Source organism: Tardiphaga sp. P9-11, assembly GCF_008329525.1.
GTDB lineage: Bacteria > Pseudomonadota > Alphaproteobacteria > Rhizobiales > Xanthobacteraceae > Tardiphaga.
The window spans coordinates 36,294-62,169 of record NZ_NPKQ01000005.1 but is presented as its reverse complement, the minus strand read 5'-3'; the positions used below and the strand labels follow the sequence as shown (position 1 = coordinate 62,169).

The window sequence follows — 25,876 nt, the reverse complement described above, 5'->3', positions numbered from 1 at the left end:
CAATCGAATGGGTCAACCATTCCACACGGAGGAAATTTGCAATGCCCGTGACGATCCGCAAACTGCATCCCCTGTTCGTCGGCGAAGTGACCGGCATCGATCTGACCAGACCAATCAGCCCCGACGACGCCGAAGCCATCGAGCGCGGTATGGATGACTATGCCGTCCTGATATTCCCGAAGCAGGATATCACCGACGAGCAGCAACTCGCTTTCGCGCAGAATTTCGGCGAGCGCGAAAATCGAAAAGGCGGCTCCGTCACCAAGAAGGAAGACTACCGGCTGACATCGGGGCTCGCCGACGTATCCAATCTCGGCAAGGACGGCAAACCGCTGCCGAAAGACAGCCGGACACACCTGTTCAATCTCGGCAACTGCCTGTGGCATTCCGACAGTTCCTTCCGGCCGATCCCGGCAAAATTCTCGCTGCTGTCGGCGCGCGTCGTCAATCCGAAAGGCGGCAATACCGAATTCGCCGACATGCGCGCCGCCTATGATGCCCTCGACAGCGATACCAAGGCCGAGATCGAGGACATGATCTGCGAGCATTCGCTGATGACCTCGCGCGGCGCGCTCGGCTTTCTCGACTACACCGACGAAGAGAAGGAGATGTTCAAACCGGTGCTGCAACGGCTGGTGCGCACGCATCCGGTGCATGGCCGCAAGTCGCTATATCTTTCATCCCACGCCGGCGCGATCCATGGCATGTCGGTGCCGGAAGCCCGCGTACTATTGCGCGATCTCAACGAGCACGCGACGCAGCCGCAATTCGTTTATGTCCACAAATGGACGCTGCATGACCTCGTGATATGGGACAATCGCCAGACCATGCATCGCGTCCGCCGCTACGACCAGTCGCAGCCGCGCGACATGCGACGGGCCACAGTCGCAGGCAATGCGCCGACCGTGGCGCAGCAGGCCGCGGAATAGCCCTGGATTCAGGAACGGGTGCGCTGCGCGATGCAGCGCGCCCGTTTGTGTTTCCCAGCACTCGCTCCAGCGCTACGGTATAATATTACGCGCCGTAAACCTCAGCTCAGGGCGCTTATCTCGCCCTGAGACGATCCAGCATCTCCGACGACGCGAAGCCGTCGGCCGGCGCGCCGACGGAGGCCTGGAAGTTGCGCAAGGCTTCACGGGTCTGGCCGCCGAACTGGCCGTCCGGCGTGCCCTTATAGAGGCCGCGCTGCGCCAGCATCTGCTGCAGCTCCAGCCGCTCGGCGCGAGACAGCACGCGCTCCTGACGCGGCCATGGCTGCACGAAAGGCGAACCGCCGCGCAGCCGATCGGCGAAATGGCCGATGGCCATCGCATAGGCCTCGGCGGGATTGTATTTCATGATGACGCGAAAATTCGTCAGCATCAGGAAGCCCGGCCCCTGGGCGCCGGCGGGTGCGAGCAGATAGGCCTTCTCCGTCATGCGCGGAAACGGCTGGTTGTTGGCGCGCTTGAGGCCGAGTTGCTCCCATTGCGGCAGCGTCATTGCCTTTGCCTTGTCGGCCAGCATGTAGTTGAAGCCCTGTGGCACCACGACCTCGTAGCCCCAGGTCTGACCACTCTGCCAGCCGTCCTTCTTGAGATTGTTGGCGGTCGAGAAAATCAGATCGGTCGGGTTGTCGACCACGTCGCGGCGGCCATCGCCATCGCCGTCCACCGCGAAGCGCTTGAAAGCGGTCGGCATGAACTGGGTCGGACCGAATGCGCCAGCCCAAGAGCCGCGCATCTGTTCGACCCGCAGGTCGCCGCGATGCAGGATTTCCAGAGCAACCAGAAACTCATCCTTGAAATAGGCCTGGCGGCGGCCAACGCAGGCCAGCGTCGCCGTCGAGCGCAGAACGCTGCGATCGCCGATCATCGTCGAGTAGTTCGACTCGATGCCCCAGATCGACGCGACGATGTAGCGATCGACGCCATAAGCCTTCTCGGCCGCATCGAAGATCGTCTTGTATTTCGCCAGCACCTCACGACCCTTGGCCATGCGGTTGTCGTTCACCAGAATGTCGAGATATTCCCAGATCGCCTTGGTGAATTCCGGCTGCGAATCCATCAGGTCCATGATTCGGAGATCCGGCGTCAGCCCGGCCGTGAAGCGCTGGTAGCTGTCCTGCGAGATGCCGCGGCGTGCGGCATCAGGCCACAGCCCGGCAATGCAGTTGTCGAAATTATTGGCAGCTTCGCGGATCGCCTGTGCAGTCATCAGCGGATGGCCGGATGCGCCGTCCTCGCCGCTCCACGGTTGCGCACCCTGCGCGCCGGGCACGGCCGCCTGCGGCGGCGGATCCTGGGTCTGGGACGATCCCGTGAAGATGTTGTCGAACAGGCTGAAAGGGCCGCTCTTGCCCTGCGCCTGCGCCGCATCGGGCCACCCACCGACGAGCAAAACCACGCCGAACGCAGCTACACCGCATGTCAGGCTACGCGCCATCTTCGTCGCAGATTTCATCATTATCCATCTCAAGAAGCCGGCCGGAACCCAGCCATGACTGTGCGATGACAGGAGGCCCGGTCGGGGTTTCCATCCACTTAACACTACCCAATTTCAGCCATCCCGGCGAATGCGGCATCGCCGCCGGACCGGATAATTGCTGCCATGTAGCCCGGCACCACACATCCGCCGTTGTTCCCGGTTGCAAACGGAACCAGCAAGCGCAATCTTCGTTTGCTTGCCTGCGTCGCTCCCCTCCAAGGTCATTGCAAAGTCCCCGATGAAAATTCGCAAAGCCGTCTTCCCGGTCGCCGGTCTTGGCACCCGCGTTCTTCCCGCCACCAAGGCAATGCCGAAGGAAATGCTGACCATCGTCGACCGGCCGTTGATCCAGTATGTGGTCGACGAAGCCCGCGAGGCTGGCATCGAACACTTCATCTTCGTCACCGGCCGCAACAAGGGCATCATCGAAGATCACTTCGACCGTATGTTCGAGCTCGACGAGACACTGAAGAGCCGCAACAAGTCTGCCGAGATCGAACAGCTGGCGCTGTCCCAGCCAGCCGCCGGCGCCATGAGCTTCACGCGCCAGCAGGCGCCGCTCGGCCTTGGCCACGCTGTCTGGTGTGCCCGCGACATCGTTGGCAATGAGCCCTTCGCCGTGGTGCTGCCGGACGAGCTGGTGCTGAATTCGCCGGGCTGCCTGAAGCAGATGGTCGATATTGCCAATAGCCTCGGCGACAAGTCCAACCTCGTCGCTGTCGAGGAAGTCCCGATGGACATGACGCATCAATACGGTATCTGCGGTGTCGGCGAGCGTCACCCGACCAACAAGGCCGCCTTCAGTATCGACGGCATGGTCGAGAAGCCGCCGAAGGGCACGGCACCGTCCAACCTGTCGATCACTGGCCGCTACATTCTCCAGCCGGAAATCTTCAAGATCCTGGAGACCCAGGAGCGCGGCGCCGGCGGCGAAATCCAGCTCACCGATGCCATGATCGGCCTCGCCAGGAGCCAGTCGTTCTACGGCGTGGAATTCGAAGGCGAGCGGCACGACTGCGGTTCGAAGTCGGGCTTCCTGCGCGCCAACATCGCCTTCGGCCTGCAGCGTCCCGACCTGCGCGAAGGCCTGCGCGCCGAAATGCTACGTTATCTCGGAGAATAAGCGCTAGGCCGCGATCGCCTGATGCGCATCGCCTGCGATGACGCACTGGTTGCGACCTGCGGCTTTCGCCGCATAGAGCGCCTTGTCGGCGGCCTCTACCAGTTCCGTCCACTCCATCGTCACCAACGGCTTCACGCTGGCTACGCCGATACTAACCGTGAGCATCGCAGGATCGGCCGGTACCTGCTCGACGCGACGCCGAATGGCCTCGGCAACCTTGTAGGCATCTTGCGCCGTTGCACCGGGCAGCAGCACGGCGAACTCCTCGCCGCCATAGCGCGCAGCGCAATCGCCGGCACGCTTCGCCGCTCCGGCGATGCAGTTCGCGATCGCTATCAAGGCCGTGTCTCCGGATTGATGACCGAAGCTGTCGTTGAAAACCTTAAAATGGTCGGCGTCGATCAGCAGCAGCGCCATCGAGCGCGAATGCCTGATGGCACGACGCCACTCCAACTCCATTGCCGTATCGAGCTTACGGCGATTGCGCAATCCGGTGAGACCGTCGGTAGTGGCCAGTTCTTCAAGCTTGTGCTCGGCCCGCGCGCGACGACCGATTTCGCGAGCCAGGAACAGCGTCACTGCCATGATGAAGACGATGAGCGCCAGTATGATGCCGCCGATCTTGATCGCCTGCTGATACCAGAGGCTGTAGATGCCTGACCACGGCCGGCCGACGATCACGAGCAGCGGCCGACCGCTGTCGCGCCAGACATAAAGACGCTCGATCTTGTCGACGACACCGACGCCTGAATACGACCCGTTGGCGCGCGTCAACACACGCATCACGCCCGCGGTCTTGCTCAGATCCCTACCGATCACATCGAGATCGAACGGCGTGCGCATGATGACGACGCCGTCGCGGCGGATCACCGTGATGTTGTCGTCCTTGTTCAGCCTGAGACGGCTGAACAAGTCGTGAAAATAGGCGAACCGGATCGCGCCCACGACGACGCCGGCAAAATTGCCGTCACTGTCGGTGATGCGGCGGCTGAGCACGACGGAATAGGCCCCCCGATGCAGCATCGGTTTGCTGATATACAGCCCGCGCTCGCCATCGAGCTTGTGCACCTGGAAGAACTCTTCGTCGGCGCTGTTCTGCTTGACCGGATCGAGCGACGCCGCATCGATGGTGAGATCGCCATAGGCATCGAACACTTGAATGGCGGCGAACTGGCGCGACGCCGCCGCGTTGTCGAACAGGATCAAGTGGCGCATTTTCTTGCTGAGCTGTCCGATCTCGGGCGTGTTGACGCCGGAGACAACGGCACGAAGCGAAAGATCATATTGTTCGATGGTGCGGCCGATATCGGAATCGATGGAGGTGGCGAGGTTCTCCGCGGTCTGCCGCGCCAGCGCTTCCTCGCCGCGGCGCATATCGAGCATCACGCTGCCGCAAACGGCAGAGAAACCGAGGATCGTGACCAGCGACGACAGAATCAACAGCTTGGCCGATAGCGGCCAGCGTCGAATTCCCGTGCCTGTATTCCCCAACTTCATCACGTGCTCCGTGCCCCACGGATCGCATGCGAATGCTTGCCGAGCGCTTAAATACCGGCTTTGGGTTCCACACGGCGTTAACGAACGGTTGCAGAAAATGCTCGGATGAGGCGCTCCCGGTGCTTATTTACCGAATCCGCGCTGTAGCGCCGGATCGCGCGGGCGCGTAAGACGATTGCGAGATTATTCCGAGGACAATTCCGTGCCTGACTACGACCTGCTCCGCGCCTACCTGGCCAGCCAGACCAAGGATGAATGCGTACTTACTATGGATGCGATCGAGGAAATCATCGACGATGCACTGCCGCGCGCATCGCACCGGGCCTCGTGGTGGGAAACCGAACGCGCGCCCGATGAGCACATGCCGCAACGCGAGGCCTGTATCGCAGCCGGCTTCATCGCCACGCGGTTGCCGGATGGCTCCGGCGTGAAATTTCGCCGGAAGACGGCCAAGTTCATGCGGAAGTGGAATTAGAACGAGCGGCGTAGCTCCCAGCGATTTCTGACCACTATCGCTGCAGTCTCACGCCCAGCATCACCACCGTCGACGCAGTGCTCGCGCCAATGACATTCGAATTCAGGATATCCCGGCGCACCTGCGCCTTGAGCTGGATCTCACGGTTCAGCTTGTAAACGAGATCACCCTGCAGCGAGTAGATCTTATCGAAGCGGAAGTTCTCCTGATAATCCTGCGTGACATAAGTGAACTTGCCCACGGCCGTGAGCCAGCGCCGGAAATCGTGGCTGGCTTCCACGGTGTAAGTGCGCGTCAGAATACCGGGAACGCCGGGCACGGTGGTCTCATCGATCGATGTCGTCGAAACGAACTTGGCCGTTGTCAGCGGCGAGACCGACCAGATCAGCGACGCTGACGTCAGCAGACCCTTGAGAACCTCCAGCCGCGTATCCGTATAGCTGCGCGCCGCATAGCCGATCGAGGCTTCGCCCGTCAGCAGCCGCGTGAATTCGAACGTGGTGCCGGCCTTGATATAGCCACCACTGGAGTCGCGGAGATAGCCGAAGCGATCCGCCCGATCGTCGTGCACGCGGACATCGCCCTGGACTTCGGCGAAGGGCTTCAGACCCGGCAGCACTTCATAGGTGGCGCGGCCCACGCCACCATACTGGTTGAAATTACGGTCGTTGTTGTTGGTCTGGGTGCCGTCGGTCAGTTTGGAATCCTGATAGACGGTGCGATCGACGAGGCCGTCGACCTTGATCTGAAGGCGATTGAAGTCCTTCTCGACTCCCAGCGAACCGCCGGTGGTCGTGAACAGCGGGAAATCCTTCAATCCGGCCTGAATGTTCGGACTGCCTGGATTATCCGCACCGACGCGCATGCGCGCCTCGCTGTTGACGCGCAGATCGCGCGCGACGTCAAGGCGGCCGGAGATCTTGCCGTTGAACTCGGTGCGGTCGACATTCTCGGGCGCCGGTGAAATCTGGAATGGTGCCGCCGGAAACTCCTTCTCGTAGCCGGTGAAGGAGCCGCGCAGATCAACGATGATCGAATGCCGCGTCCAGTCGGTCGCGGCCAGCAATTCCGGCGCGACCTTGTAGAACGCCGATCCCCTCGGTTGCACGAAGCGCGCCGGGTTGTTGTCATAGCCGCCATAGATTTCCACGGCCGACTTCACGAGGAAGCTGCCGACGCGCACGCCGGTCGGCGCGTAAGGATCCGGATCCACCGGCAATCGCCGGCGCGTCGGCTGACCGACCACCGTGCCGGCAACCGATGGAGCGACGGGAGGCTTGGCAGCCTTGGCCGATGGCGGCGCTGGCCGCGTTTCGGGCACCAGCGGCGGCGGCGGACTGCCAGGCCCCACCGGCGGCTTTGGCTTCTTCGCGCCCGGATAATATTTGATCTGCTTGCGCTTGCGGTTGAGCGCATCGAACCCAGTGCCGGCGGCGCCCGATGCAGCGGGCACCGGCGGCGTGATGATCGATTGCGGAATGCGATCCGGCGACAACTGGCTGGTCTGCAGCGTTCCAGTTGGCTGGAGCGGCGCATCCGTCGTCCGGCGCGTCGGCAGATTTTGCGGTGAGACGAAACCACCCGGGACCGGCGCCAGGAGGTCTGATGTCAATGCTTGCGAGAATGCCGGAGATGGTGCGAGGAGGCTCAGGCACAGACATGCTGAAACCACGCCGTTGGGCCAGGCGCGGTTGCGGCGGTCGCGTACTCGACCTGTCCTCACGATCAGAAAAACTCCAACATTATCAAAATCTTACCAAAGAACACCGAGAGCAACGCTGGAGGCGCGCACGACAACTCATGGTTAAGGGAGTTAAAACACTTATGGTTAATGGCCCGTTGAGATCGCGTCGGCGGGGTTTCGCCAGGCAGACCCAGCCGTGCTAAGAGGGGAGCAACACAGCCGGACAATTTCCGGCCCCAGGATGCGATTGATGCCCCTCTCCAAGACACCCGGCCTTCCGACGAAAACGACGGCAGCGATGAGCGATCAGGCCATTGAAGCGATTGCCTCGGCGCTCCGTACGCTGGAGGCTGAAGCCAGCGGCGTTACCGCGCTGGCCGCCGCACTCCAGTCGGACCTTGGCCCGGCCTTCGTTGCGGCCGCCGACCTGATCCTCAAAGCCAAAGGCCGCCTGATCATCACGGGTCTGGGCAAATCCGGCCATATCGGCCGCAAGATCGCCGCGACTTTCGCCTCAACCGGCACGCCGGCTTTCTTCGTCCACGCCGCTGAAGCCAGCCATGGCGATCTCGGCATGATCACGCCCGACGACGTCATCATGGCGCTGTCGTGGTCCGGCGAGCAGCCGGAGATGAAGAACCTCATCACCTATGCCAAGCGGTTCAAGATCGGCGTGGTCGCGATCACCTCCGAAGCTACCTCGACACTGGCCGAGGCCGCCGATGTCGCGCTGACGCTGCCGAAGGCGCGCGAGGCCTGTCCACACAATCTCGCCCCCACGACCTCGTCGCTGATGATGCTGGCGATGGGCGACGCGCTGGCGATCGCCCTCCTGGAAGGCCGCGGCTTCACCTCGGTGGATTTCAGCGTGCTGCATCCCGGCGGCAAGCTGGGCGCGATGCTCAAATACACCCGCGACCTCATGCATTCAGGCGACGCCGTACCACTGAAGCCGCTCGGCACCAAGATGTCCGATGCGCTGGTGGAAATGTCGTCGAAAGGCTTTGGCTGCGTCGGCATCGTCGACGGCAACGGCCATGTGGTCGGCATCGTCACCGACGGCGACCTCCGCCGTCACATGCGCGCCGATCTCATGACCGTGTCGGTGGACGACGTCATGACCAGAAACCCCAAGACCATCAGCCGCGACCTGCTCGCTGGCGAGGCGTTGGAAATCCTCAACTCGTCGAAGATCACCGCGCTGCTGGTGACGGATGCGCGGAAGCCCGTTGGCATCGTGCATCTACATGATCTGCTGCGGGCAGGCGTGGCCTAAGCAACGTCAGCTCGCAACCCGCGGGAACCTTGCCGCATTCGCTTCGAGCGGCAACGCTAACCCGTTCGCGATGTATGAGACCGTGCGATAGAACCCGCAAAGCAGGATGATCTCGAAGATCTTCGCGTCATCGTAGTGAGTGGCCAGCACCTTGAATTCCTCACCGCTCAGCGTGGCGCGGTGATGCAGCGCATCGACTGCAGCGATCAGAGCCTGTTCGGCTGCCGACCAGCAGGCCCCTTGTGCGTTGTCATCGACGGTCGCCCTCACCTCTGCATCCGTCAATTTCGCCGCGTCTGCAAAAACCGCAACATGGACGCCCCATTCGTATTCGCAGCCGGTCAGTGCGCAGGTTCTATCGATGACGATCTCGCGCTCCCGTAGCGAAAGCGGCCCGCGATCGAGCAGGCCCGCCGCACGAAACTTGCTCCATGCCCTCGGATGCCCTGCAATCACGCGGAACAACGTCAGCGGCGGCGCGCCGCGCATGATCGCATCGAATTGCGCCTGAATGTCAGGATCATAAGGCGGCTGCAGCGGCGCGATACGTGACATAGCCAACTCCTGCGCTACAATAATCGTAGCGACATGCTACATATTATGTAGCAACCAGCAAGAGGGAATGTGATGGCAAAGTCGGTTTCCAAGCCGCCCAAACGCGTCGTGCGCGGCTCGACATCCGGCCGACCGATCATGGCGCTGCTCGACCTGCTCGGCCGGCGCTGGACATTGCGCATTCTCTGGGAGTTGCGGGAGCGGTCCCTGACCTCGCGGGCGCTGCGCGAAGCCTGTGACGATGCCTCGCCGACCGTGCTGCAGGCCCGCCTGAGCGATCTCAGAGATGCGGGTCTGATTGCGCTGCAGCCGGACGGCTACGGACTAACGGATACAGGACGGGAGTTGAAGGACACGTTCCTGCCGCTGCATCGTTTCGCGGAGCGGTGGAGCAAATCGCTCGCGGCTGATTGATCAGGCCACCGCTACCGTCAGACTTGCGCCATCCGCCTTGACGATCTTCACCTTGGTTCCCGCCGGCGCGTCCGGACCGCTGACGCGCCAGACCGTGTCGTCGACCCGCACGATACCCTCGCCGTCGATGATCGGCCGGTCCAGCGTGCAGACGCGGCCGACCAGCGCATCGCTGCGCTTGTTGAGGAACGGGTTGGGGTTGACGCCGGGCTTCTGACGCGCGATCCGCCGCCACAGCGGGACGGCAGCGAGCGCGAACAATCCGAACAGCAGGATCTGCACCTGCCAGGACGGCGTGACGATGAACGAGAGCACACCGACGAGAAACGCTGACAGCCCGAGCCAGAACATGAAGACGCCGGGCGCCAGCAGCTCCAGCGCCATCAGCAGCACGCCGAAGATCAGCCAGTTCCAGGTGCCCAAAGTGACGAACATCTCGGCCATTCGTTCGTCCCTCAGCGTTGCGGTGACGGCGGTGTCGAACCAGCCGGCGGCACCGAGCCGCCGCGGCGAGCCGCAGCCTGCGCCGACGCTGCGCTTTCGCCAAAGGTCGCCTTGGCGATCTCGCCGATGCCCGCCAGCGAGCCAAGCATGCTCATCGCTTCCACCGGCAGCATGATGACCTTCTGGTTCGGCGATTCCGCGAGCTGACCGAAGGCCTTGATGTATTTATCGGCAATAAAGTAATTCAGCGCCGCAACGTCGCCCTTGGAAATCGCTTCCGATACCACCCGCGTTGCGTTGGCTTCGGCCTCTGCGGCGCGCTCGCGCGCTTCTGCGTCACGGAACGCAGCCTCGCGGCGGCCTTCGGCCTGCAGGATCTGGCCCTGCTTGGCGCCTTCGGCACGAAGAATTTCCGACTGGCGCTGGCCTTCAGCCTGCAGAATATCTGCGCGCTTGACGCGCTCGGCCTTCATCTGCCGGCCCATGGCCTCGACCAGATCCGCCGGCGGCACGATGTCCTTGATCTCGATCCGGTTAACCTTGAGGCCCCATGGGGAGACAGCGGCATCGACGACGCGCAGCAGACGCTCATTGATCTCATCACGATGTGACAGCACCTGGTCGAGATCCATCGAGCCCATCACCGAACGGATATTGGTCATGGTCAGCACGATGATCGCCTGATTGAGATCCGACACCTCGTAGCTCGCCTTGGCCGCATCGAACACCTGATAGAACGCGACGCCGTCCACCGTCACCGTGGCGTTGTCCTTGGTGATCACTTCCTGCTCGGGAATGCTGATCACCTGTTCCATCATGTTCATCTTGCGACCGACGCGGTCGAAATACGGGATGATGAGGTTGAGGCCCGGCGACAGCGTACGCGTGAACTTGCCGAAGCGCTCGATGGTCCAGTCATAGCCCTGCGGCACGGTCTTCACGCCGGCAAACAGGGTGAAGATAATCAGCAGCACAACGGCAATGGCGAAAATGTCGAAACCGGACATCAAAGTCTCCCTGCGGCAAAATGGACGCGCAACACATGGCGCCTCGTTGTTTTGTCGGCGTGGCGGATTTTAAGGTTCGAAACCGGGAAAAGCGAGAGCACGCCGGAGCGCTGCCCGGAAGCTCTCTAAATCAGGCCGTTAAATCCAGTCTTCTAGATCCAGCCCTGCAGCTCACGCAGCACCAGCTGACGGATCGTATCCATGCCCTCGTCGCTGTCATTGAGGCAGGGGATCGCGGAGAACTGCTCGCCGCCATTATGCATGAAGATCTCGCAATTCTCCTGCGCGATCTCTTCCAGCGTCTCCAGGCAGTCCGCCGAGAAGCCGGGCATCACCACGGCGATGCGCCGGACGCCATCCTTGGCCAGTTGCTCGATGGTCTTGTCCGTGTAGGGCTGCAGCCAGGCGTCGAAGCCGAAACGCGACTGGAAGGTCAGCAGCAGTTTTGGCGCATCCGGCCCGAGCCGCTTGCGCAGCGCTTCGGTCGTGGCCACGCATTGCGCCTGATAGGGGTCGCCCTTATCGATGTATTTCTGCGGCATGCCGTGGAACGACGCCACGATCATTTCCGGCACGAATGACAGCGTCGCCAGGTGCTTCTCGATCGAGATCGCCAGCGCGCTGATATATTCCGGCTCGTCATAATAAGGTGGCGTAACACGCAGCGTCGGCTGTGCGCGCATCGTGCCGAGCACGCGGAACACTTCGTCGCAGACGGTCGCAGAGGTCGCCGCCGAATATTGCGGATAGAGCGGCACGACCAGAATCCGGTCACAGCCCTTTGCGGTCAGGTCAGCAATACGGGAGCGGATCGATGGATTGCCGTAGCGCATCGCCCAGTCGACAGTGAGATGGGTGTGACTGCCCAATGACGCCGCCAGCTTGTCGGACTGCGCGCGAGTGATCGTCTTCAGCGGAGACTCGTTCTTCTCCGTGTTCCAGATCTTGAGATAGTCCTTGGCCTTGCGGCGTGGCCGCGTAGTCAGGATGATGCCGTTGAGGATCAGCTTCCACAGCAGGCCCTGGTTCTCGATCACGCGCGGATCGGACAGGAACTCGCGCAGATAGACGCGCACGCCGCGGGTGTCCGCGGTGTCGGGTGTTCCCAGATTGACCAGCAGAACACCGACGCGCTCCGGCGTCTCTGCGACGGAGGCCGGTGGCTGTTCGAAGGAAACAACATTTGTCATGATGCCGGTGGCTTCGCGCTTTGTCTGGACCTTGTCAAGACGACGGACCGTCCATCAGGGGCCGGGCAGCGATCAGAAACAGGTGACGCGTTCGGCAGCGACATAGCCCAGCAGCAGGCCGACGCCGAACAGCATCACCAGCGCGGCCGCGCCGAATTCGATCCCGCGCATGACCAGCGCACCGCTGCCGTCTCGGCCACCGGCCAAACGGCCGGCGAGGCCCTTGGCGGAAACGGCGATGACGGCGATGGTCGCAACCGTAATTGCGGTTCCGAGACCCATCACAAAGGTGGCGGCAATGCCGGCCCAAAACATGCCCTGCGCCAGCGCGAATACCAGCACCAGGATCGCGCCGGAACACGGGCGGATGCCCACGGTGAATACCGCCGACAATCCGCGCGCCCAGCCGCCGGGGCCCGCGAGCTGATCCGGTGTCGGGCCGTGGGAATGGCCGCAATGCTCGTCGTGGACGTGGCCATGGTCGTGATGGCTGTGATCGTGATGCGCATGCGCCGAGGCTGAAGCCTCCGCGTGAGCCGCATGGGCGTGCGCATGAGCATGTCCGTGGCCATGATGGTGGTCATGGTGATGGTGGTCATGGCCATGATCGTGTGCGGACGCGCTGGCATGCGCCATCGCGAGCTGCGGCCCCGCAGTAGGAACAGCCGGCCGCAAGGCACGGACAAGGCCACGCCCCTTGCTCCAGACCAGCCGTGCGCCGAAGGCCGCGATCAGGCCGTAGCTGGCGATCTCTACCCAGCGTTCGGTGCTGCACATGGTCTTGGCCGTGACATTCAGCAGCCATGCGCCGATGCCGACGATCAGCACCGCCACCAGCGCCTGCATCAGTGCCGAAACAAAGGACAGCGCGATGCCGCGCCTGGCGGTCTCTTCATTGGCGACCAGATAGGACGAGATCACCGCCTTGCCGTGGCCCGGTCCGGCGGCGTGAAAAATGCCGTAGGCAAATGAGATCGCCAGCAGCGTCCAGACGGCGCTGCCGTCGGATTTTGCGGCGCGGATGGTGGATGACATCGCCCGGTAGAATTCGGACTGTTTGGTGAGCAGCCAGCCGATAATGCCGCCGACCTGCGAGTCCGGCACGCCCTTCGGCGCCCCGAACGGATTCTGCGCCAATGTGTCATGCAGCGCGCCATCCGCGATCAACGACACCGCCACCAGCGCGGCGCTGGCCCACAGCAGGCGGCGCATCGTCGTCTTCTCGATCATCATGGGCAATCGACCGTGATCTTGTTGGCGAACATGGCGCCGTAATTACTGTTCTCGCCATTCATGAAAGTATCTTCATTCATGGTCTGCGCCTTGGCGGCGCCGTCCGAGGGACGCTGGATCGCCATCGTGCAAGTGGCCGGTGCGCCGGCCAGCTTGATCGGGTCTTTCTTCTCCAGACCGAAATCGACGAAGAAGCTCGGATCGAAGATTTCGAGCTCCATCTTCCTGGCCTTGAACGGCGTCTTGAACGGCAGCGTGAAGTGCAGCACCAGAGCCGCGTCGCGCTTCTCCAGATAGTAGTCGACGGGATCGTTGAAGCGCTGCTTCTTGCCCTCCACCTTGGCGAAGGTGAAGAAGGCAAACTCCTTCAGCGACTCCACATTGGTCTGGGCCAGCGGCGCCAGTTCCTCACGGGTATAGACGCCCTTCGTCTTGCTCTCGATACCCTGCAGCGCATAGGTCGAGAACATGTCGTCGAACACCCAGGCGTGGCGCACGCCGGTGATGGTGCCGTCCGGCGCGTACATCAATTCGCTCGACGCCGTGACGAAGACATGCGGGTGGGCGGAAGCGGCACCCACATTGCCAGCCAGCGCAACAACGATCGCGATCAGACCGAAAAAGCGGTTCATCAGAAGCATTACCTCACGCCGCTTCCGGCTCTTCCAGCAACCCGCGCCGCCGCAACAGCGCATCCGGCGCCGGGGCACGGCCGCGGAACGCGATATAGGCCGCTTCCGGATCGACCGAACCGCCCGACGAATAGATGTCGTCATGCAGCCGCTTGGCCGTCGCAGGATCGAAGATATTGCCGGCTTCCTCGAAGGCGCCGAAGGCGTCGGCATCCATCACTTCCGACCACATGTAGCTGTAATAGCCCGATGCATAGTGATCGCCGGAGAAGATGTGTCCGAACTGCGTCGGCCGGTGCCGCAACGCGATTTCCTCGGGCATGCCGATCTTCTCCAGCTCCTTCTTCTCGAAGGCTGCGACATCCGCCGAAGCCAAGGCCGGCTGGGTGTGGAATTCGAGATCGATCAGCGCCGAAGAGACGAATTCCACCGTGGCAAAGCCCTGATTGAATTTGCGCGCGGCGATGAAGCGCTTGAGGAGATCGTTCGGCAGCGGCTCACCAGTCTGGTAATGCTTGGCAAAGGTCTGCAGCACCTGCGGCTGTTCCTGCCAGTGCTCGTATAGCTGCGACGGCAGTTCGACGAAGTCGGTGAATACCGACGTGCCCGACAGCGAGGGGTAGGTGACGTTGGACAGCATGCCGTGCAGGCCATGGCCGAATTCATGGAACAGCGTGCGCGCATCGTCCGGCGACAGCAGCGATGGCTGACCGTCGGTGCCCTTGGCAAAGTTACAGATGTTCAGCACCAGCGGCGCCACGTCGCCGTCAAGTTTCTGCTGGTCGCGCAGCGAGGTCATCCAGGCGCCGGAGCGCTTCGAGGGTCGGGCAAAGTAATCACCATAGAAGATGGCCTTGAGCGCGCCCGAGGCATCCTTGACCTCCCAGACGCGCACATCCGGATGCCAGACCGGGACGTCCTTGCGTTCGGCGAAAGTGATGCCGAACAGCCGGGTCGCGGTGTCGAACTGCGCGGCAATCATGTTATCGAGGGTCAGATACGGCTTGATCGCGGCGTCGTCGAAATTGGCGCGGCGCTGGCGCAGCTTTTCGGCGTAATAGCGCCAATCCCAGGCGGCGAGCTTGAAGTTGCCGCCCTCCTCCGCGATCAGCTCCTGCAATGCGTCGCGATCGGCCAGCGCCCGAGCCCGTGCCGGCTTCCAGACCCGCTCCAGCAACCCACGTACCGCCTCCGGCGTCTTCGCCATGGAATCTTCGAGGCGATAGGCCGCGAAGGTCGGGAAACCCAGTATCTTCGCAGTCTCCTCGCGCAGCCTCAGGATCTCGACGATGGTCTCGTTGTTGTCATTGGCATTGCCGTTGTTGCCGCGCTGGATGAAGGCCTTGTAGGCCTTCTCGCGCAGGTCGCGCCGCGCCGAGCTCTTCAGGAACGGCTCCATCGAGGAGCGCGAGGTGGTGATGATGGCCTTGCCGGTCAAGCCGCGCTCATCGGCCGAGGCTTTGGCCGAAGCGACGAAGCTCTCCGCAAGCCCGTCCAGATCGCCCTCGCCCAACTCCATGAACCACTCCTGCTCGTCGCCGAGCAGATGATGACTAAAGCTGGTGCCGAGATGCGCCAGGCGCTCATTGATCTCGGCCATCCGCGCCTTGGCAGCCTCGTCGAGGCCAGCGCCGGAGCGGTGGAAGCGGGTATAGGTACGCTCCAGCAGGCGCATCTGCTCTGTGGTAAGGCCAAGCTCGGCGCGCCTGTCGTGCAGCGCCACGATGCGGCCGAACAGCACGGCATTCATCATGATCGGATTCCAGTGCCGCGCCATCCGCGACGACACGTCCTTGTCGATCTCGAGAATCGCCGGGTTCGAATGCGCCGACACCAGATCGTAGAACACCGACGCGACCCGCGAGAGCAGCTTGCCGGAGCGCTCCAGCGCCGTGATCGTGTTGGCGAAGTCGGGCACGGTCGGATCGTTCACGATTGCCGCGATCTCGGCCGAATGGTCGAAAAATGCCTGTTCGAAGGCCGGCATGAAGTGCTCGGGCTTAATCTCGTCGAATGGCGGGGTCTCGAACGGGGTCTGCCATGCCTTCAACAAAGGATTCGCCTTCAGAAGCGGATTTTCGAGACCTTTCGACGCAACCGGCGAGACCGACGTTTCTGACATAAGAAATCCTGCTTTGAAGCCCATAGAATGCGCCGATCTATACCACGCGATGGGGCTTTTTTGGGCCCTTTAGTGCTTGCCGCAGCAGGCTTTTTCGGAGAGATTGCGGCCCGAAACAGGACCTTGAGATTATGACCACCTCCACCGCCCCTCGCCGCATCCACTGGCCCAGCGTCATCACCGTCATCTCGGCGGCGATCCTGATCGGCGCGGAAGTGTTCGGCGCTGCCTTCGCAGGCGGCTGGGCGCTGTCGATCCTGTTCGGCCTCTCCACCACCGGCGAGCACATCCTGCAGGTCTGCCTGTTCCTGTGCGGCGTTGCCATCATGGTGGCCTTCCTGCGCACTGCCTCACGGATCGAGCCGTTCACGCGCCGCGGCTGATCGCTGCGCGATCGCACAGCTGTTTCACTCTCCGGCTTCCTCACCTCAACTGTCATCGCCTGCCGGGCGCGCAATTGCGTGCTTGGATTGGGCGCCCCAGTTACCGGCGCGGCTCGCGATTCGTTGCTGGCTACAGCCTCTACTGGATTCTCCGCCTTCGCGAAGGACGACAACGAGGGTGAGATGACAGCAGGACGAGAGGACGATTACAGAACCATGACTCTGGTGTAGTTCAGCGCTCGGAGTCGGCCTCAACCCACTCCAATTCATTAACCGAGCTTAACATCCGTTCATGTTGAACGCGCTGAGTGCGTCTCGTTTGCAACGTTGCGGGCGTGTGTTGAATTAATCACCTCACAGTCCAAAAAAGTTGTTGCACCCCAGGGTCAAAGAACCTATTTCCGGTCTTGCCCAATTTCGCACGTGCCTGTGGTCGTGTGTCAGTCGGTAGGTATCCGGACAAGAGGCCGGACAGCCGCCAAGGGATGAAGAAGCCGAGGGTCGTTCGCCAATCTCTTGTTCAAGGAGATATTGCGAAAGGCCAGCATCTCTCTCCAGAGATGCCGTTGAAGGTGACTTTGTTCTTTGCAACCGTGACTGGCAGCCGGAGGCGAACCGGCGCACCTCGTTCTCAACGGGGGACGCGACTTAAAGCAACGACGGAGCGGGCTTTTTTGGTCTCTGCTGGCTTTCCAACAGCCAGCGCGAATACCGAAGAGGCTTGTCCTTCATTGCCAGGTGTGCGGTAGGGTCACTCCCAACCAATCCACGGCAGCACTTACGGTCTGTACTTTTGGCTTTGTCACGCCTCCATCGCGTGTCTGGGTCCGGAAGTGCTGAACCGTCATCATTTTTTGAACGTGTCCCTCAGCCGGGCCGTTTGGGAGAGTGCTATGACCGAACGTATTCAGGAATTCCTCCGCGCCCGCCGCAACGAGGGCAGCGACATCGAGCCGTGCCTCGTCGTCGATCTCGAAGTCGTGCGCGACAACTTCCAGAGCTTTGCGAAGGCTTTGCCCGACAGCCGCGTGTTCTACGCGGTGAAGGCAAACCCGGCGCCGGAAGTGCTGTCGCTGCTGGCCTCGATGGGCTCGTGCTTCGACTGCGCGTCGGTGCAGGAAATCCAGATGGCGCTCGCTGCTGGCGCCACGCCGGACCGCATCTCCTTCGGCAACACCATCAAGAAGGAACGCGACATCGCGCGCGCCCACGCGCTCGGCATCGGCCTGTTCTCGGTCGACTGCGCCGCTGAGGTCGAGAAGATCGCGCGCGCTGCTCCTGGCGCCCGCGTGTTCTGCCGCATCCTCTACGATTGCGCCGGCGCCGAGTGGCCGCTGTCGCGCAAGTTCGGCTGCGATCCGGAAATGGCTGTCGACGTGCTCGACCTCGCCAAGCGTCTTGGCCTGGAGCCCTATGGCATTTCGTTCCATGTCGGCTCGCAGCAGCGCAAGGTGAAGGCATGGGACCGTGCGCTGGCGATGGCCTCGTCGGTGTTCCGTGACTGCGCCGAGCGCGGGATCAACCTGTCCATGGTCAACATGGGCGGCGGCTTCCCAACCAAGTACCTCAAGGAGGTCCCGGCGGTCGTGCAGTACGGCCGTTCGATCTTCCGTGCGCTGCGCAAGCACTTCGGCAACGCGATCCCGGAGACCATCATCGAGCCGGGTCGCGGCATGGTCGGCAATGCCGGCATCATCGAAGCCGAAGTCGTGCTGATATCGAAGAAGAGCGACGAGGACGAAGTGCGCTGGGTGTACCTGGACATCGGCAAGTTCGGCGGTCTCGCCGAGACGATGGACGAGTCGATCCGCTACGCCATCAAGACGCCGCATGACGGCGCCGAGATGACGCCCTGCGTGCTCGCCGGCCCGACCTGCGATTCGGCCGATGTGATGTATGAGAAGCTGCCGTATCCGCTGCCCGTGACTCTCGAGATCGGCGACAAGCTGCTGATCGAAGGCACCGGTGCCTATACGTCGACCTACTCGGCAGTGGCGTTCAACGGCTTCCCGCCGCTCCGCACCTTCCATATCTGAGCGTTGCATATCTGATTTCGCTCACTATATCCGGCATCCACCCCGGATATGACTAATCGGAGAGCCGGTCTGCCGGCTCTCATCCCGTCACCTTCCAATTCTGGATGACAACACTCCGTGTGAAAAACGGAGTGGGGACCGACATGCCATGACCAATCTGCACGAGACCGCCACTAACAACACTGTTGCCCTGCCTATCGCAGCCCCTTCGTACGAGATCCGTGCGGAACGTGGCTCCGACGTCGCCGCCCGTGAATCTCTGCTGGATGTGTGCTTCGGCGCTTCGCGCCATGCCCGCACCTGCCAGCGACTGCGTGACGGACGACTGCCCGCCGAAGGCCTGGCCTTCTCGGCGGTGGTGCAAGGCAGGCTGGTCGGCACGATCAGGCTTTGGCATGTCGACGCCGGGGGCCGAGCTGCACTGATGCTCGGCCCCCTGGCGGTCGATCCGGGTGCCCGCGACCTTGGCCTTGGCGCCGCGTTGATGAATCACGCGATCGCCGAGGCCTCGGCGCGCGGCCATGGCGCCATCGTGCTGCTCGGCGATGCGCCTTATTACGCCCGCTTCGGCTTCATGCCCCGGAAAATGACCGATCTGGCGCTGCCGGGGCCGTTCGAGCGCGATCGCCTGCTCGGCCTCGAGCTGAAGCCCGGAGCGCTGGATGGCGCCCGCGGCATCATCTTCGGAAGCGGTAAATGGGTCCGCAAAGCTGTTGAGCCTGCCGATCTGGCCCACGCAGCTTGATTTGACCACCAAGACACGGCATTGCGGGGCTCGCCTCTGCAGGAGAGCCCCGTAATGACGCGCAAACTGATTTCCACCGGATCGCCATTCGAAAAGACCGCTGGCTACAGCCGTGCAGTGGTCGACGGCGATTTCTGCTTCGTGTCCGGCACCACCGGCTACGATTACACCACCATGATCTTGCCGGCCGATGTCACGGCACAGACACAGAACTGCTTCAAGACCATTGAAGCCGCACTGAAGGAGGCCGGCTTTGCCATGGCCGATATCGTGCGCGCGATCTACTACATTACGGACGCCGGCGACGCCGACAAGGTGTTCGCGGTGACTGGCGCCCATCTCGGCGAGATCAGGCCCGCTGCCACGCTTCTCGTGGTCTCCGGGCTCTACAAGCCCGAGATGAAAGTCGAAATCGAAGTGACCGCCAAGCGGCGCAGCTGATCGTCAACCGCGCATCAGATAAGCTCGTTGGACGTCGCTGCTATCAACGGCACCATCGCCGGTTGACTTTCACTGCAGGATACATAGGTTTCGGCCATCATGACGAACCTGCCCCGCAACCGCTTACTGCTCCGCGCCGGTCACCTTCAAGCAGGAATGTGACCCGGGCGCACGCGCGCGTGCGGTCCGGGCTTGTTCGATTTCAACATTCTCATCATTTTCCGACATGCTCGTGCGCGCTGCGCACCGGGCGTCATTTGGCTGTGAAACTCATGATCCACTCCCCGCGCACGGAGCTGCCGCCCATCACCCTCCGATACAGCGACCGCGAACGCCTCAGCGTGTTGGCCGAAGCCGCCGCAACGAAGTATCCAGCGACCGCCGATTTTCTCGCCGACGAAATCGAGCGCGCGACCATCGTGCCGGACACGGACCCGTTGCCCGGGATCGTCGGCATGGAGTCCGACCTGACGTTCCGCGACGATATCAGCGGGCAGGAAAAGCACGTCACACTGGTCTATCCGACCTCCGCCGACGTGGAAGCCGGGCGAATTTCGGTATTGACCCCGATCGGAGCGGCGCTTATCGGCCTTTCTGCCGGGCAGTCCATCACTTTCGAGACGCCCTCGGGGGAACCACGTTCGCTAACCGTGCTCGCGGTCAGCGAACGGAGCTGAGCGTAAGATAATACTGACATCGGGATTTCGGTCCCAAGATTCATTCCCGGGTTTCATTCCGATGTCACATCGTCACTATCCATTCTCAACCGCGCGCGAAGCAGCGCGTTCATCTCGATCCCTGTCCGGAGTTAGAAGCTGATGTCCACATCCCCCGCCTCGCCGATCTACGCGAAGATCACTGGCCCCATCGTGATGGTCGGCTTCGGCTCGATCGGCAAAGGCACGCTGCCGTTGATCGAGCGACACCTCGATTACGACAAGTCGCGCATCACCGTGCTCGATCCCAAGGATGAGGGCCGCAAGGCGCATTGCGAGAAGCACAATGTGCGCTTCATCCAGCAGGGCGTCACCAAGGAGAACTATCGCGAGCTGCTGACGCCGCTGCTCACCGAAGGCGGCGGCCAGGGTTTCTGCGTCAATCTCTCGGTCGATACCGGCTCGAAGGACATCATGGAGCTCTGCAACGAGCTCGGCGCGCTCTATATCGACACCGTCAACGAGCCGTGGCTCGGTTTCTATTTCGACGCCTCGAAAGGTGCCGCCGCACGCTCCAACTATGCTTTGCGCGAAGCGACGCTGGCCGCCAAGAAGGCGCGCGCGCCCGGCTCGACGACAGCCGTCTCCTGCTGCGGCGCCAATCCCGGCATGGTCTCCTTCTTCGTCAAGCAGGCGCTCTTGAACGTCGCTGCTGATTTGCAACTCAATGCGCCGGAGCCGAAGACCAAGGCCGAATGGGCCGATCTGATGCGCCAGACCGGCGTCAAGGGCATCCACATCGCCGAGCGCGACACGCAGCGCTCCAAGAACCCGAAAGAGCCGGACGTGTTCGTCAACACATGGTCGGTGGAAGGCTTCCTGTCGGAAGGCGTGCAGCCGTCCGAACTGGGCTGGGGCACCCATGAAAAATGGATGCCAGCGAATGCGCACACCCACGAGACCGGCTGTGGTGCTGCGATCTACCTGATGCAGCCCGGCGCCAACACGCGCGTACATACCTGGTGCCCGACCCGTGGCGCGCAATACGGCTTCCTGGTCACCCATAACGAGTCGATCTCTATCTCCGATTATTTCACGGTGCGCGACGCATCGGGCACCGCCGTCTACCGGCCGACCTGCCACTACGCCTACCATCCGGCTGACGACGCCGTGCTGTCGCTGCATGAAATGTTCGGCCGCGCCGCCAAGATGCAGGAGAAGCATCACATCCTCGAAGAGGAGGAGATCATCGATGGCATCGACGAACTAGGTGTCCTTCTCTATGGCCACGGCAAAAACGCCTACTGGTTCGGCTCGCAGCTTTCCATCGAGGAGACACGTGAACTGGCCCCCTATCAGAACGCCACCGCCTTGCAGGTGACCTCCGCCGTGCTCGGCGGCATGGTCTGGGCGCTGGAGAACCCGACCGAAGGTATCGTCGAGGCCGACGAAATGGATTTCCACCGCCTGCTGGAAATCCAGGGACCGTATCTCGGCCCGGTGAAGGGCTACTACACCGACTGGACTCCGCTGGAAGGCCGCCCGGGCCTGTTCCCGGAAGATATCGACACGTCAGATCCGTGGCAGTTCAAGAACGTGCTGGTGCGCTGAAACGCGCATTTAGCTTGAATGCATAACAATGAAGGCGGCAGTGTCAGACACTGCCGCCTTTTGTGTTTGAACCCACACTCGTCATTCCGGGGCGTGGCCAGCGCAAGCCGGCCGCGAATCCGGAATCCCGATATGTTCATCACCTGCCAATCCCGGGCGAGTGAGAGGCGGACTCATCTCGGGATTCCGACGCGCCCCGGAATGACGAGCTCTACTTCGCCAAATAATCAAACGCCACTTCGCCCAATCCCAGCGTCAGGTCGCACTTGAAGTGCAGTGCTGACACGATTTCCTTCACCGGCAAACGCGCCACGTCCGCGAGTGCATGCGGAAACAGGCCGAGCGCGGCGGGGCCAGTCCAGGCTTCCTTCAGATTGATCTCTTCCAGGTGATAGCGCACCAGCTCGCAGATGCGCGGTGTGCCGTCGACATGCGGGATGATCTTCAAAATGAAGTTCGGTACCTGCAGCGCGTGCATCACTGTGTCATGGTCCACCGGGCGGTGCTTGTAGCCCATGGTGCCTGACGCGCAGAGCACAGAGCCGTAATGCAGCGTGCCGACCAGCACATCACTTTCGACCACGATCTTCGGCGTCGCGCGCTTCTTCGGAAAACCCCAGAGCTCGCGGCCGCCGGCAATTGGCGCATCGTCGTCGAGATACATGGAGTGGATGTAAACTCCCTCGACGCCATTGAGACGCACCGGGATCGCCTGCCCGGTTTCGGTGTAATCGCCGAAGCCGGTGGAATCCGGCATGCGGATGAATTCGTATTTGACGATATTATCAACGATCTCCAGCGGCTCCGGCACCACAGCCTGCAGCGCTTCCATATCGGTACGATAGCTGATGATGAAATATTCGCGGTCGTAGAAGCGATAGGGGCCACGCGGAAACGACGGATTGGTCAGCGGCATGGAATAGGCATTGCGGCGAACGTCGTCGATCTTCATGAGCAGCCCCCTCTTATCTGGTTGGCAGGGAGTATGGGGGCGGTCGATGAAACTGGCGAGATCAGATTGCGGGCAACGTCAATAAACTCGGAACTTCATTCCGGGACGAACTGCAATGTCGCGAATAGCATGTCCGTTCCCGACAGGAATGCAGTCAAATACACGCCAATGGTCGCGCAACTACTTCGCCGTAATCGGCGGGGCGACCTTTTCAGCCGGTGCCGGCGGCAATGCGGGCTTCGCGCCTGCATCCCGCGCTTCTGCATCCGGGCGGGCCGGCTGCGGCGGAGTTTCCTGCGGGCGCTGGCCGGTCGTGGTCGGCTCCGATGGTACAGAAGGTTTGCTCTCGGCGCCCGGCGTCGATTGCAGCGGCGGCGTCGCCTGTGCCAGTCGTGTGGGATGCGGGGTCAAGGTCAGGCGCGCCATGGCCGAAGTAGATGCGCCCGTTATGACAGCCAACGCCAATGCCGCCATCGCGAATTGCTTCCGGGGCGCAGTCATCTTGGTCGTTGGGGTCATGGCATCCACCGCTATTGATCTGCGGTAACAACGAGACCCGGGCCGCAAGGTTCCAGCGCCAGAACGTCGCGAGTTCCGGCACTGATGCAGGGTAAACCCTAGTCCTTCGTGCTCACGTCCCAGGTCGCGTTGCGCACACCAGGAAGCACCTCGAGCTTTGCCACGACAGCGTCCAATTCCCGGGGATCGACCGCGGTCGAGACCAGCGTTGCCACGATCTCCTGCTGGGTCTCGCTCAATTCGACGACGTCGACATCGCCGACCGGATACTTCGCAGCTTCCAGCGCGTCCTGCAGGCGCTCGCGCATCTCGGGCACCACCTCGGGCGAGACCGTGAGCCGCACGTAATAGGTCACTTCCGACGACTTCGCGTCGAGCGGAGCCCGGTTGATTGCGTTGACCAGCGGCCGCAGCAGCGTATTGCCGGCGAGCACGAACACCGTGAGCGCGGCCGCCTGCGCGATCATATCCGCGCCGGCGCAAGACCCGACGGCCGCCGAACTCCACAGCGTCGCCGCGGTGTTGAGCCCGCGCACATTGGTGCCTTCCTTCATGATGACGCCGGCGCCGAGGAAACCGATGCCGGAGACCACATAAGCGATGACGCGCACGGCGCCATCCGCGCCGGCCAATTGCATGGCCAGATCGACGAAGGCCGCCGCCCCCACGGCCACCAGAACATTGGTGCGCAGGCCCGCAGTGCGCTGGCGATATTGCCGCTCGGCGCCGATCAGCGTGCCCAGCACAAAGGCAGTCGCCAGGCTGAGCAACGTGTCGAGGAAATCGTATGAATGAAATGTTGCCAGAAATCGCATGATACCTGCATGCGTACAGGAAGTGACGGGCGGATGACAGCAGAGCTTTTTCCGCCCCTGCGATAGACCTGCAACGCACCCCGAGCCTGGCTCGTGGGCATCCCTTCGGCGTAGCGTAAGAGCGCGTTACTGCGAGACCGCGGCCGCGCCGAGCTTTGCGCCCACGGTGGGTGTCGCGCGATAACGCCCCATCGAGAGAAATAGCGCCGCTGGCACGATCTGCAACACTGCCAGCATCAGCAGCGGGGTTTCCGCGCCGCCATAGCTCGCACTGAGTTGCGCGAAGGCCACCGGACCGACCGCGGCACCGAGGAAAAATGCGAACAGGAACCAGCCGAAGATACGCGACACCGCACGGTTGCCGAAATAGCGACTCGCCAGATAGGGCATCAAATCCGTATCGCCGCCAATCGCCAGACCGTTGAGGACCGTTGCAATCACGATCAGCGCAGGCACCACTGTCATCGAATAGATCGCCGCGCAGGCCGCCGACAGCGCCAGCGCCATCAGTCCTACGATCGGCGCATGAATGCGATCGAGCAGATAGCCGAAGCCGATCCGGCCGAACAGCACGGCGGCGCCGGAGATGGCCTGGATCAGCGCCACATCGCCAAGGCTCATGCCGGCCTTCTTGGTCAGGATGTACACGATGTTCGGCGCGATGGCGTAGAATGACATGCCCATGATCGCAAAGCAGATCGCCAGTTTCCAGAATACGCCGGTGCGTAGGATCTCGCCGACCTTCATGCCCTCGTCAGCAGCGTCGGCCGCCGCCGTTTCGGTGACGGCGATGTCCCCGTCGGGCAAGAATCCGTAAGGTTTCGGACTGTCCTTGATCAGCAGCGCCACCAGCGGCAGGCACACTATGATCTCAAACGCCGCGAACGCGATCAGGCTCCAGGACCAGCCATAGGCCGTGATGAACTTGTGCGCGAGAATCGGGATCAGGAACGAACCGACCGCTTGGGCGCTTGCCGCAAGACCCAGCGCGAGGCCGCGCTTACGGTTGAACCACAGTGCAATGGCACGGGCATAGGACACAACATTGGTGCCCGCCGCGATGAAACCCATCAGCGCGAAAGCCAGATAGAGCTGCAACAGCGATCCCTGGATCTGGCTGAGGATCACCAGCGACACCGCGAACAGCACGATGCTGAGCATGGCGAACTTGCGCGAGCCCCAGCGATCCAGCGGCGGCCCGCACAACGGATAGGCGATCGTCTGCATCAGGAGATAGATTGAGGCCGCCTTGGCGACGTCCGACTGGGTCCAGCCGTAATCCTTGGCCATCGCCCCTGCCAGCAGCGCAAAGCCCGCGGCGAAGAACGGCACCGATCCGAAGGCGATACCGACGCCGGATCCGATCACGACATTCCAGCCGGGGAAGTAGGACTGCTTCGACATGGTCCCCACCTTGTTTATGAAATCAATTTCATATAGAGAGCGCCAAGCTGATTATTTCGTCAAGAGGCCACGGCGACCAAATCGCAAGCAATCCGCGTAGAATGCATGAAAACTCGCTAGGATTAATACATTTCCGCATCTCTCGGGCTGGGCGCTTGACACCCCGCACGACCCAAACTGATCTTTTTAACTGAAA

25 protein-coding genes are annotated in these 25,876 nt (G+C 62.1%); 11 read left to right on the top strand and 14 right to left on the bottom strand.

Translation table 11 applies throughout. The features are described from left to right. Window positions 1-41: 41 nt before the first annotated feature. Window positions 42-929, top strand: a complete 888-nt coding sequence (locus CIW50_RS18050; RefSeq protein WP_149532600.1) for a TauD/TfdA dioxygenase family protein — start codon at window positions 42-44, stop codon at window positions 927-929. A gap of 115 nt (window positions 930-1,044) precedes the next feature. Here CIW50_RS18050 and CIW50_RS18045 read toward each other — a convergent pair whose 3' ends face one another. After that, entirely contained in the window at window positions 1,045-2,445 is a 1,401-nt protein-coding gene (locus CIW50_RS18045; protein WP_502707500.1) for a lytic murein transglycosylase, read from the bottom strand. 259 nt (window positions 2,446-2,704) lie between these two features. Between CIW50_RS18045 and CIW50_RS18040 the strand changes: the two genes are divergently transcribed. Next, the gene (locus CIW50_RS18040; protein ID WP_149532598.1) at window positions 2,705-3,589 is read left to right on the top strand and encodes a UTP--glucose-1-phosphate uridylyltransferase; all 885 of its coding nucleotides are present in this window, start codon (window positions 2,705-2,707) and stop codon (window positions 3,587-3,589) included. A 3-nt stretch (window positions 3,590-3,592) separates the two neighbouring features. Here CIW50_RS18040 and CIW50_RS18035 read toward each other — a convergent pair whose 3' ends face one another. After that, window positions 3,593-5,086 (bottom strand): sensor domain-containing diguanylate cyclase, encoded by a 1,494-nt coding sequence (locus CIW50_RS18035; protein WP_149532597.1) that lies wholly within the window; start codon window positions 5,084-5,086, stop codon window positions 3,593-3,595. A gap of 202 nt (window positions 5,087-5,288) precedes the next feature. On the opposite strand from CIW50_RS18035, the gene CIW50_RS18030 reads away from it, so the two are divergent. After that, window positions 5,289-5,561 carry a hypothetical protein gene (locus CIW50_RS18030; RefSeq protein WP_149532596.1) on the top strand — a complete coding sequence of 91 codons (273 nt, stop codon included), beginning with the start codon at window positions 5,289-5,291 and terminating at the stop codon, window positions 5,559-5,561. A 34-nt stretch (window positions 5,562-5,595) separates the two neighbouring features. Here CIW50_RS18030 and CIW50_RS18025 read toward each other — a convergent pair whose 3' ends face one another. Next, window positions 5,596-7,173 carry an outer membrane beta-barrel protein gene (locus CIW50_RS18025; protein ID WP_246664336.1) on the bottom strand — a complete coding sequence of 526 codons (1,578 nt, stop codon included), beginning with the start codon at window positions 7,171-7,173 and terminating at the stop codon, window positions 5,596-5,598. Window positions 7,174-7,543: 370 nt separating this feature from the next. On the opposite strand from CIW50_RS18025, the gene CIW50_RS18020 reads away from it, so the two are divergent. After that, a complete protein-coding gene (locus CIW50_RS18020; RefSeq protein WP_502707506.1) occupies window positions 7,544-8,521 on the top strand; it encodes a KpsF/GutQ family sugar-phosphate isomerase in 978 nt (325 codons plus the stop codon). A gap of 6 nt (window positions 8,522-8,527) precedes the next feature. Here the strand turns inward: CIW50_RS18020 and CIW50_RS18015 are convergent, their stop codons facing one another. Then, window positions 8,528-9,076, bottom strand: coding sequence for a carboxymuconolactone decarboxylase family protein (locus CIW50_RS18015; RefSeq protein ID WP_149532594.1), 549 nt, complete (start codon window positions 9,074-9,076; stop codon window positions 8,528-8,530). Window positions 9,077-9,148: 72 nt separating this feature from the next. On the opposite strand from CIW50_RS18015, the gene CIW50_RS18010 reads away from it, so the two are divergent. Further along, complete coding sequence (locus CIW50_RS18010; protein WP_149532593.1) at window positions 9,149-9,490, top strand: winged helix-turn-helix transcriptional regulator; 342 nt, start codon at window positions 9,149-9,151, stop codon at window positions 9,488-9,490. Here CIW50_RS18010 and CIW50_RS18005 read toward each other — a convergent pair whose 3' ends face one another. The 6 genes from CIW50_RS18005 to CIW50_RS17980 all read right to left on the bottom strand — a co-directional run bounded on the left by CIW50_RS18005 (window position 9,491) and on the right by CIW50_RS17980 (window position 16,118). Beyond that, the gene (locus CIW50_RS18005; RefSeq protein WP_149532592.1) at window positions 9,491-9,934 is read right to left on the bottom strand and encodes an NfeD family protein; all 444 of its coding nucleotides are present in this window, start codon (window positions 9,932-9,934) and stop codon (window positions 9,491-9,493) included. An 11-nt stretch (window positions 9,935-9,945) separates the two neighbouring features. Next, window positions 9,946-10,941 carry an SPFH domain-containing protein gene (locus tag CIW50_RS18000; RefSeq protein ID WP_149532591.1) on the bottom strand — a complete coding sequence of 332 codons (996 nt, stop codon included), beginning with the start codon at window positions 10,939-10,941 and terminating at the stop codon, window positions 9,946-9,948. Window positions 10,942-11,093: 152 nt separating this feature from the next. Then, a complete protein-coding gene (hemH, locus tag CIW50_RS17995) occupies window positions 11,094-12,131 on the bottom strand; it encodes a ferrochelatase (protein ID WP_149532590.1) in 1,038 nt (345 codons plus the stop codon). Between the two features lie 72 nt (window positions 12,132-12,203). Next, the gene (locus CIW50_RS17990; protein WP_502707499.1) at window positions 12,204-13,370 is read right to left on the bottom strand and encodes a nickel/cobalt transporter; all 1,167 of its coding nucleotides are present in this window, start codon (window positions 13,368-13,370) and stop codon (window positions 12,204-12,206) included. After that, window positions 13,361-13,996, bottom strand: a complete 636-nt coding sequence (locus CIW50_RS17985; protein WP_246664335.1) for a DUF1007 family protein — start codon at window positions 13,994-13,996, stop codon at window positions 13,361-13,363. The genes CIW50_RS17990 and CIW50_RS17985 overlap by 10 nt, the downstream gene beginning before the upstream one ends. A 13-nt stretch (window positions 13,997-14,009) precedes the next feature. Beyond that, window positions 14,010-16,118, bottom strand: coding sequence for a M3 family metallopeptidase (locus CIW50_RS17980; protein WP_149532587.1), 2,109 nt, complete (start codon window positions 16,116-16,118; stop codon window positions 14,010-14,012). Between the two features lie 131 nt (window positions 16,119-16,249). Between CIW50_RS17980 and CIW50_RS17975 the strand changes: the two genes are divergently transcribed. The 6 genes from CIW50_RS17975 to CIW50_RS17945 all read left to right on the top strand — a co-directional run bounded on the left by CIW50_RS17975 (window position 16,250) and on the right by CIW50_RS17945 (window position 21,990). Further along, window positions 16,250-16,501 (top strand): hypothetical protein, encoded by a 252-nt coding sequence (locus CIW50_RS17975; RefSeq protein WP_149532586.1) that lies wholly within the window; start codon window positions 16,250-16,252, stop codon window positions 16,499-16,501. Between the two features lie 893 nt (window positions 16,502-17,394). After that, window positions 17,395-18,537 carry a type III PLP-dependent enzyme gene (locus CIW50_RS17965; RefSeq protein ID WP_149532585.1) on the top strand — a complete coding sequence of 381 codons (1,143 nt, stop codon included), beginning with the start codon at window positions 17,395-17,397 and terminating at the stop codon, window positions 18,535-18,537. 148 nt (window positions 18,538-18,685) lie between these two features. Continuing rightward, window positions 18,686-19,282: a GNAT family N-acetyltransferase gene (locus CIW50_RS17960; RefSeq protein ID WP_149532584.1), complete on the top strand. Its 597-nt coding sequence runs from the start codon at window positions 18,686-18,688 to the stop codon at window positions 19,280-19,282. A 54-nt stretch (window positions 19,283-19,336) separates the two neighbouring features. Then, window positions 19,337-19,723: a RidA family protein gene (locus tag CIW50_RS17955; protein ID WP_149532583.1), complete on the top strand. Its 387-nt coding sequence runs from the start codon at window positions 19,337-19,339 to the stop codon at window positions 19,721-19,723. 272 nt (window positions 19,724-19,995) lie between these two features. Then, window positions 19,996-20,400 carry a nucleoside diphosphate kinase regulator gene (gene rnk / locus CIW50_RS17950; protein ID WP_149532582.1) on the top strand — a complete coding sequence of 135 codons (405 nt, stop codon included), beginning with the start codon at window positions 19,996-19,998 and terminating at the stop codon, window positions 20,398-20,400. A gap of 141 nt (window positions 20,401-20,541) precedes the next feature. After that, complete coding sequence (locus CIW50_RS17945; protein ID WP_149532581.1) at window positions 20,542-21,990, top strand: homospermidine synthase; 1,449 nt, start codon at window positions 20,542-20,544, stop codon at window positions 21,988-21,990. 211 nt (window positions 21,991-22,201) lie between these two features. On the opposite strand, the gene CIW50_RS17940 is transcribed toward CIW50_RS17945, so the two are convergent. The 4 genes from CIW50_RS17940 to CIW50_RS17925 all read right to left on the bottom strand — a co-directional run bounded on the left by CIW50_RS17940 (window position 22,202) and on the right by CIW50_RS17925 (window position 25,680). Next, window positions 22,202-22,942: an acetoacetate decarboxylase gene (locus tag CIW50_RS17940; protein ID WP_149532580.1), complete on the bottom strand. Its 741-nt coding sequence runs from the start codon at window positions 22,940-22,942 to the stop codon at window positions 22,202-22,204. Between the two features lie 180 nt (window positions 22,943-23,122). After that, a complete protein-coding gene (locus CIW50_RS17935) occupies window positions 23,123-23,461 on the bottom strand; it encodes a superantigen-like protein SSL4 (RefSeq protein WP_149532579.1) in 339 nt (112 codons plus the stop codon). Between the two features lie 98 nt (window positions 23,462-23,559). Beyond that, entirely contained in the window at window positions 23,560-24,276 is a 717-nt protein-coding gene (locus CIW50_RS17930) for an MgtC/SapB family protein (protein ID WP_149532578.1), read from the bottom strand. Window positions 24,277-24,402: 126 nt separating this feature from the next. After that, window positions 24,403-25,680, bottom strand: coding sequence for an MFS transporter (locus tag CIW50_RS17925; RefSeq protein ID WP_149532577.1), 1,278 nt, complete (start codon window positions 25,678-25,680; stop codon window positions 24,403-24,405). Window positions 25,681-25,876 lie beyond the last annotated feature (196 nt).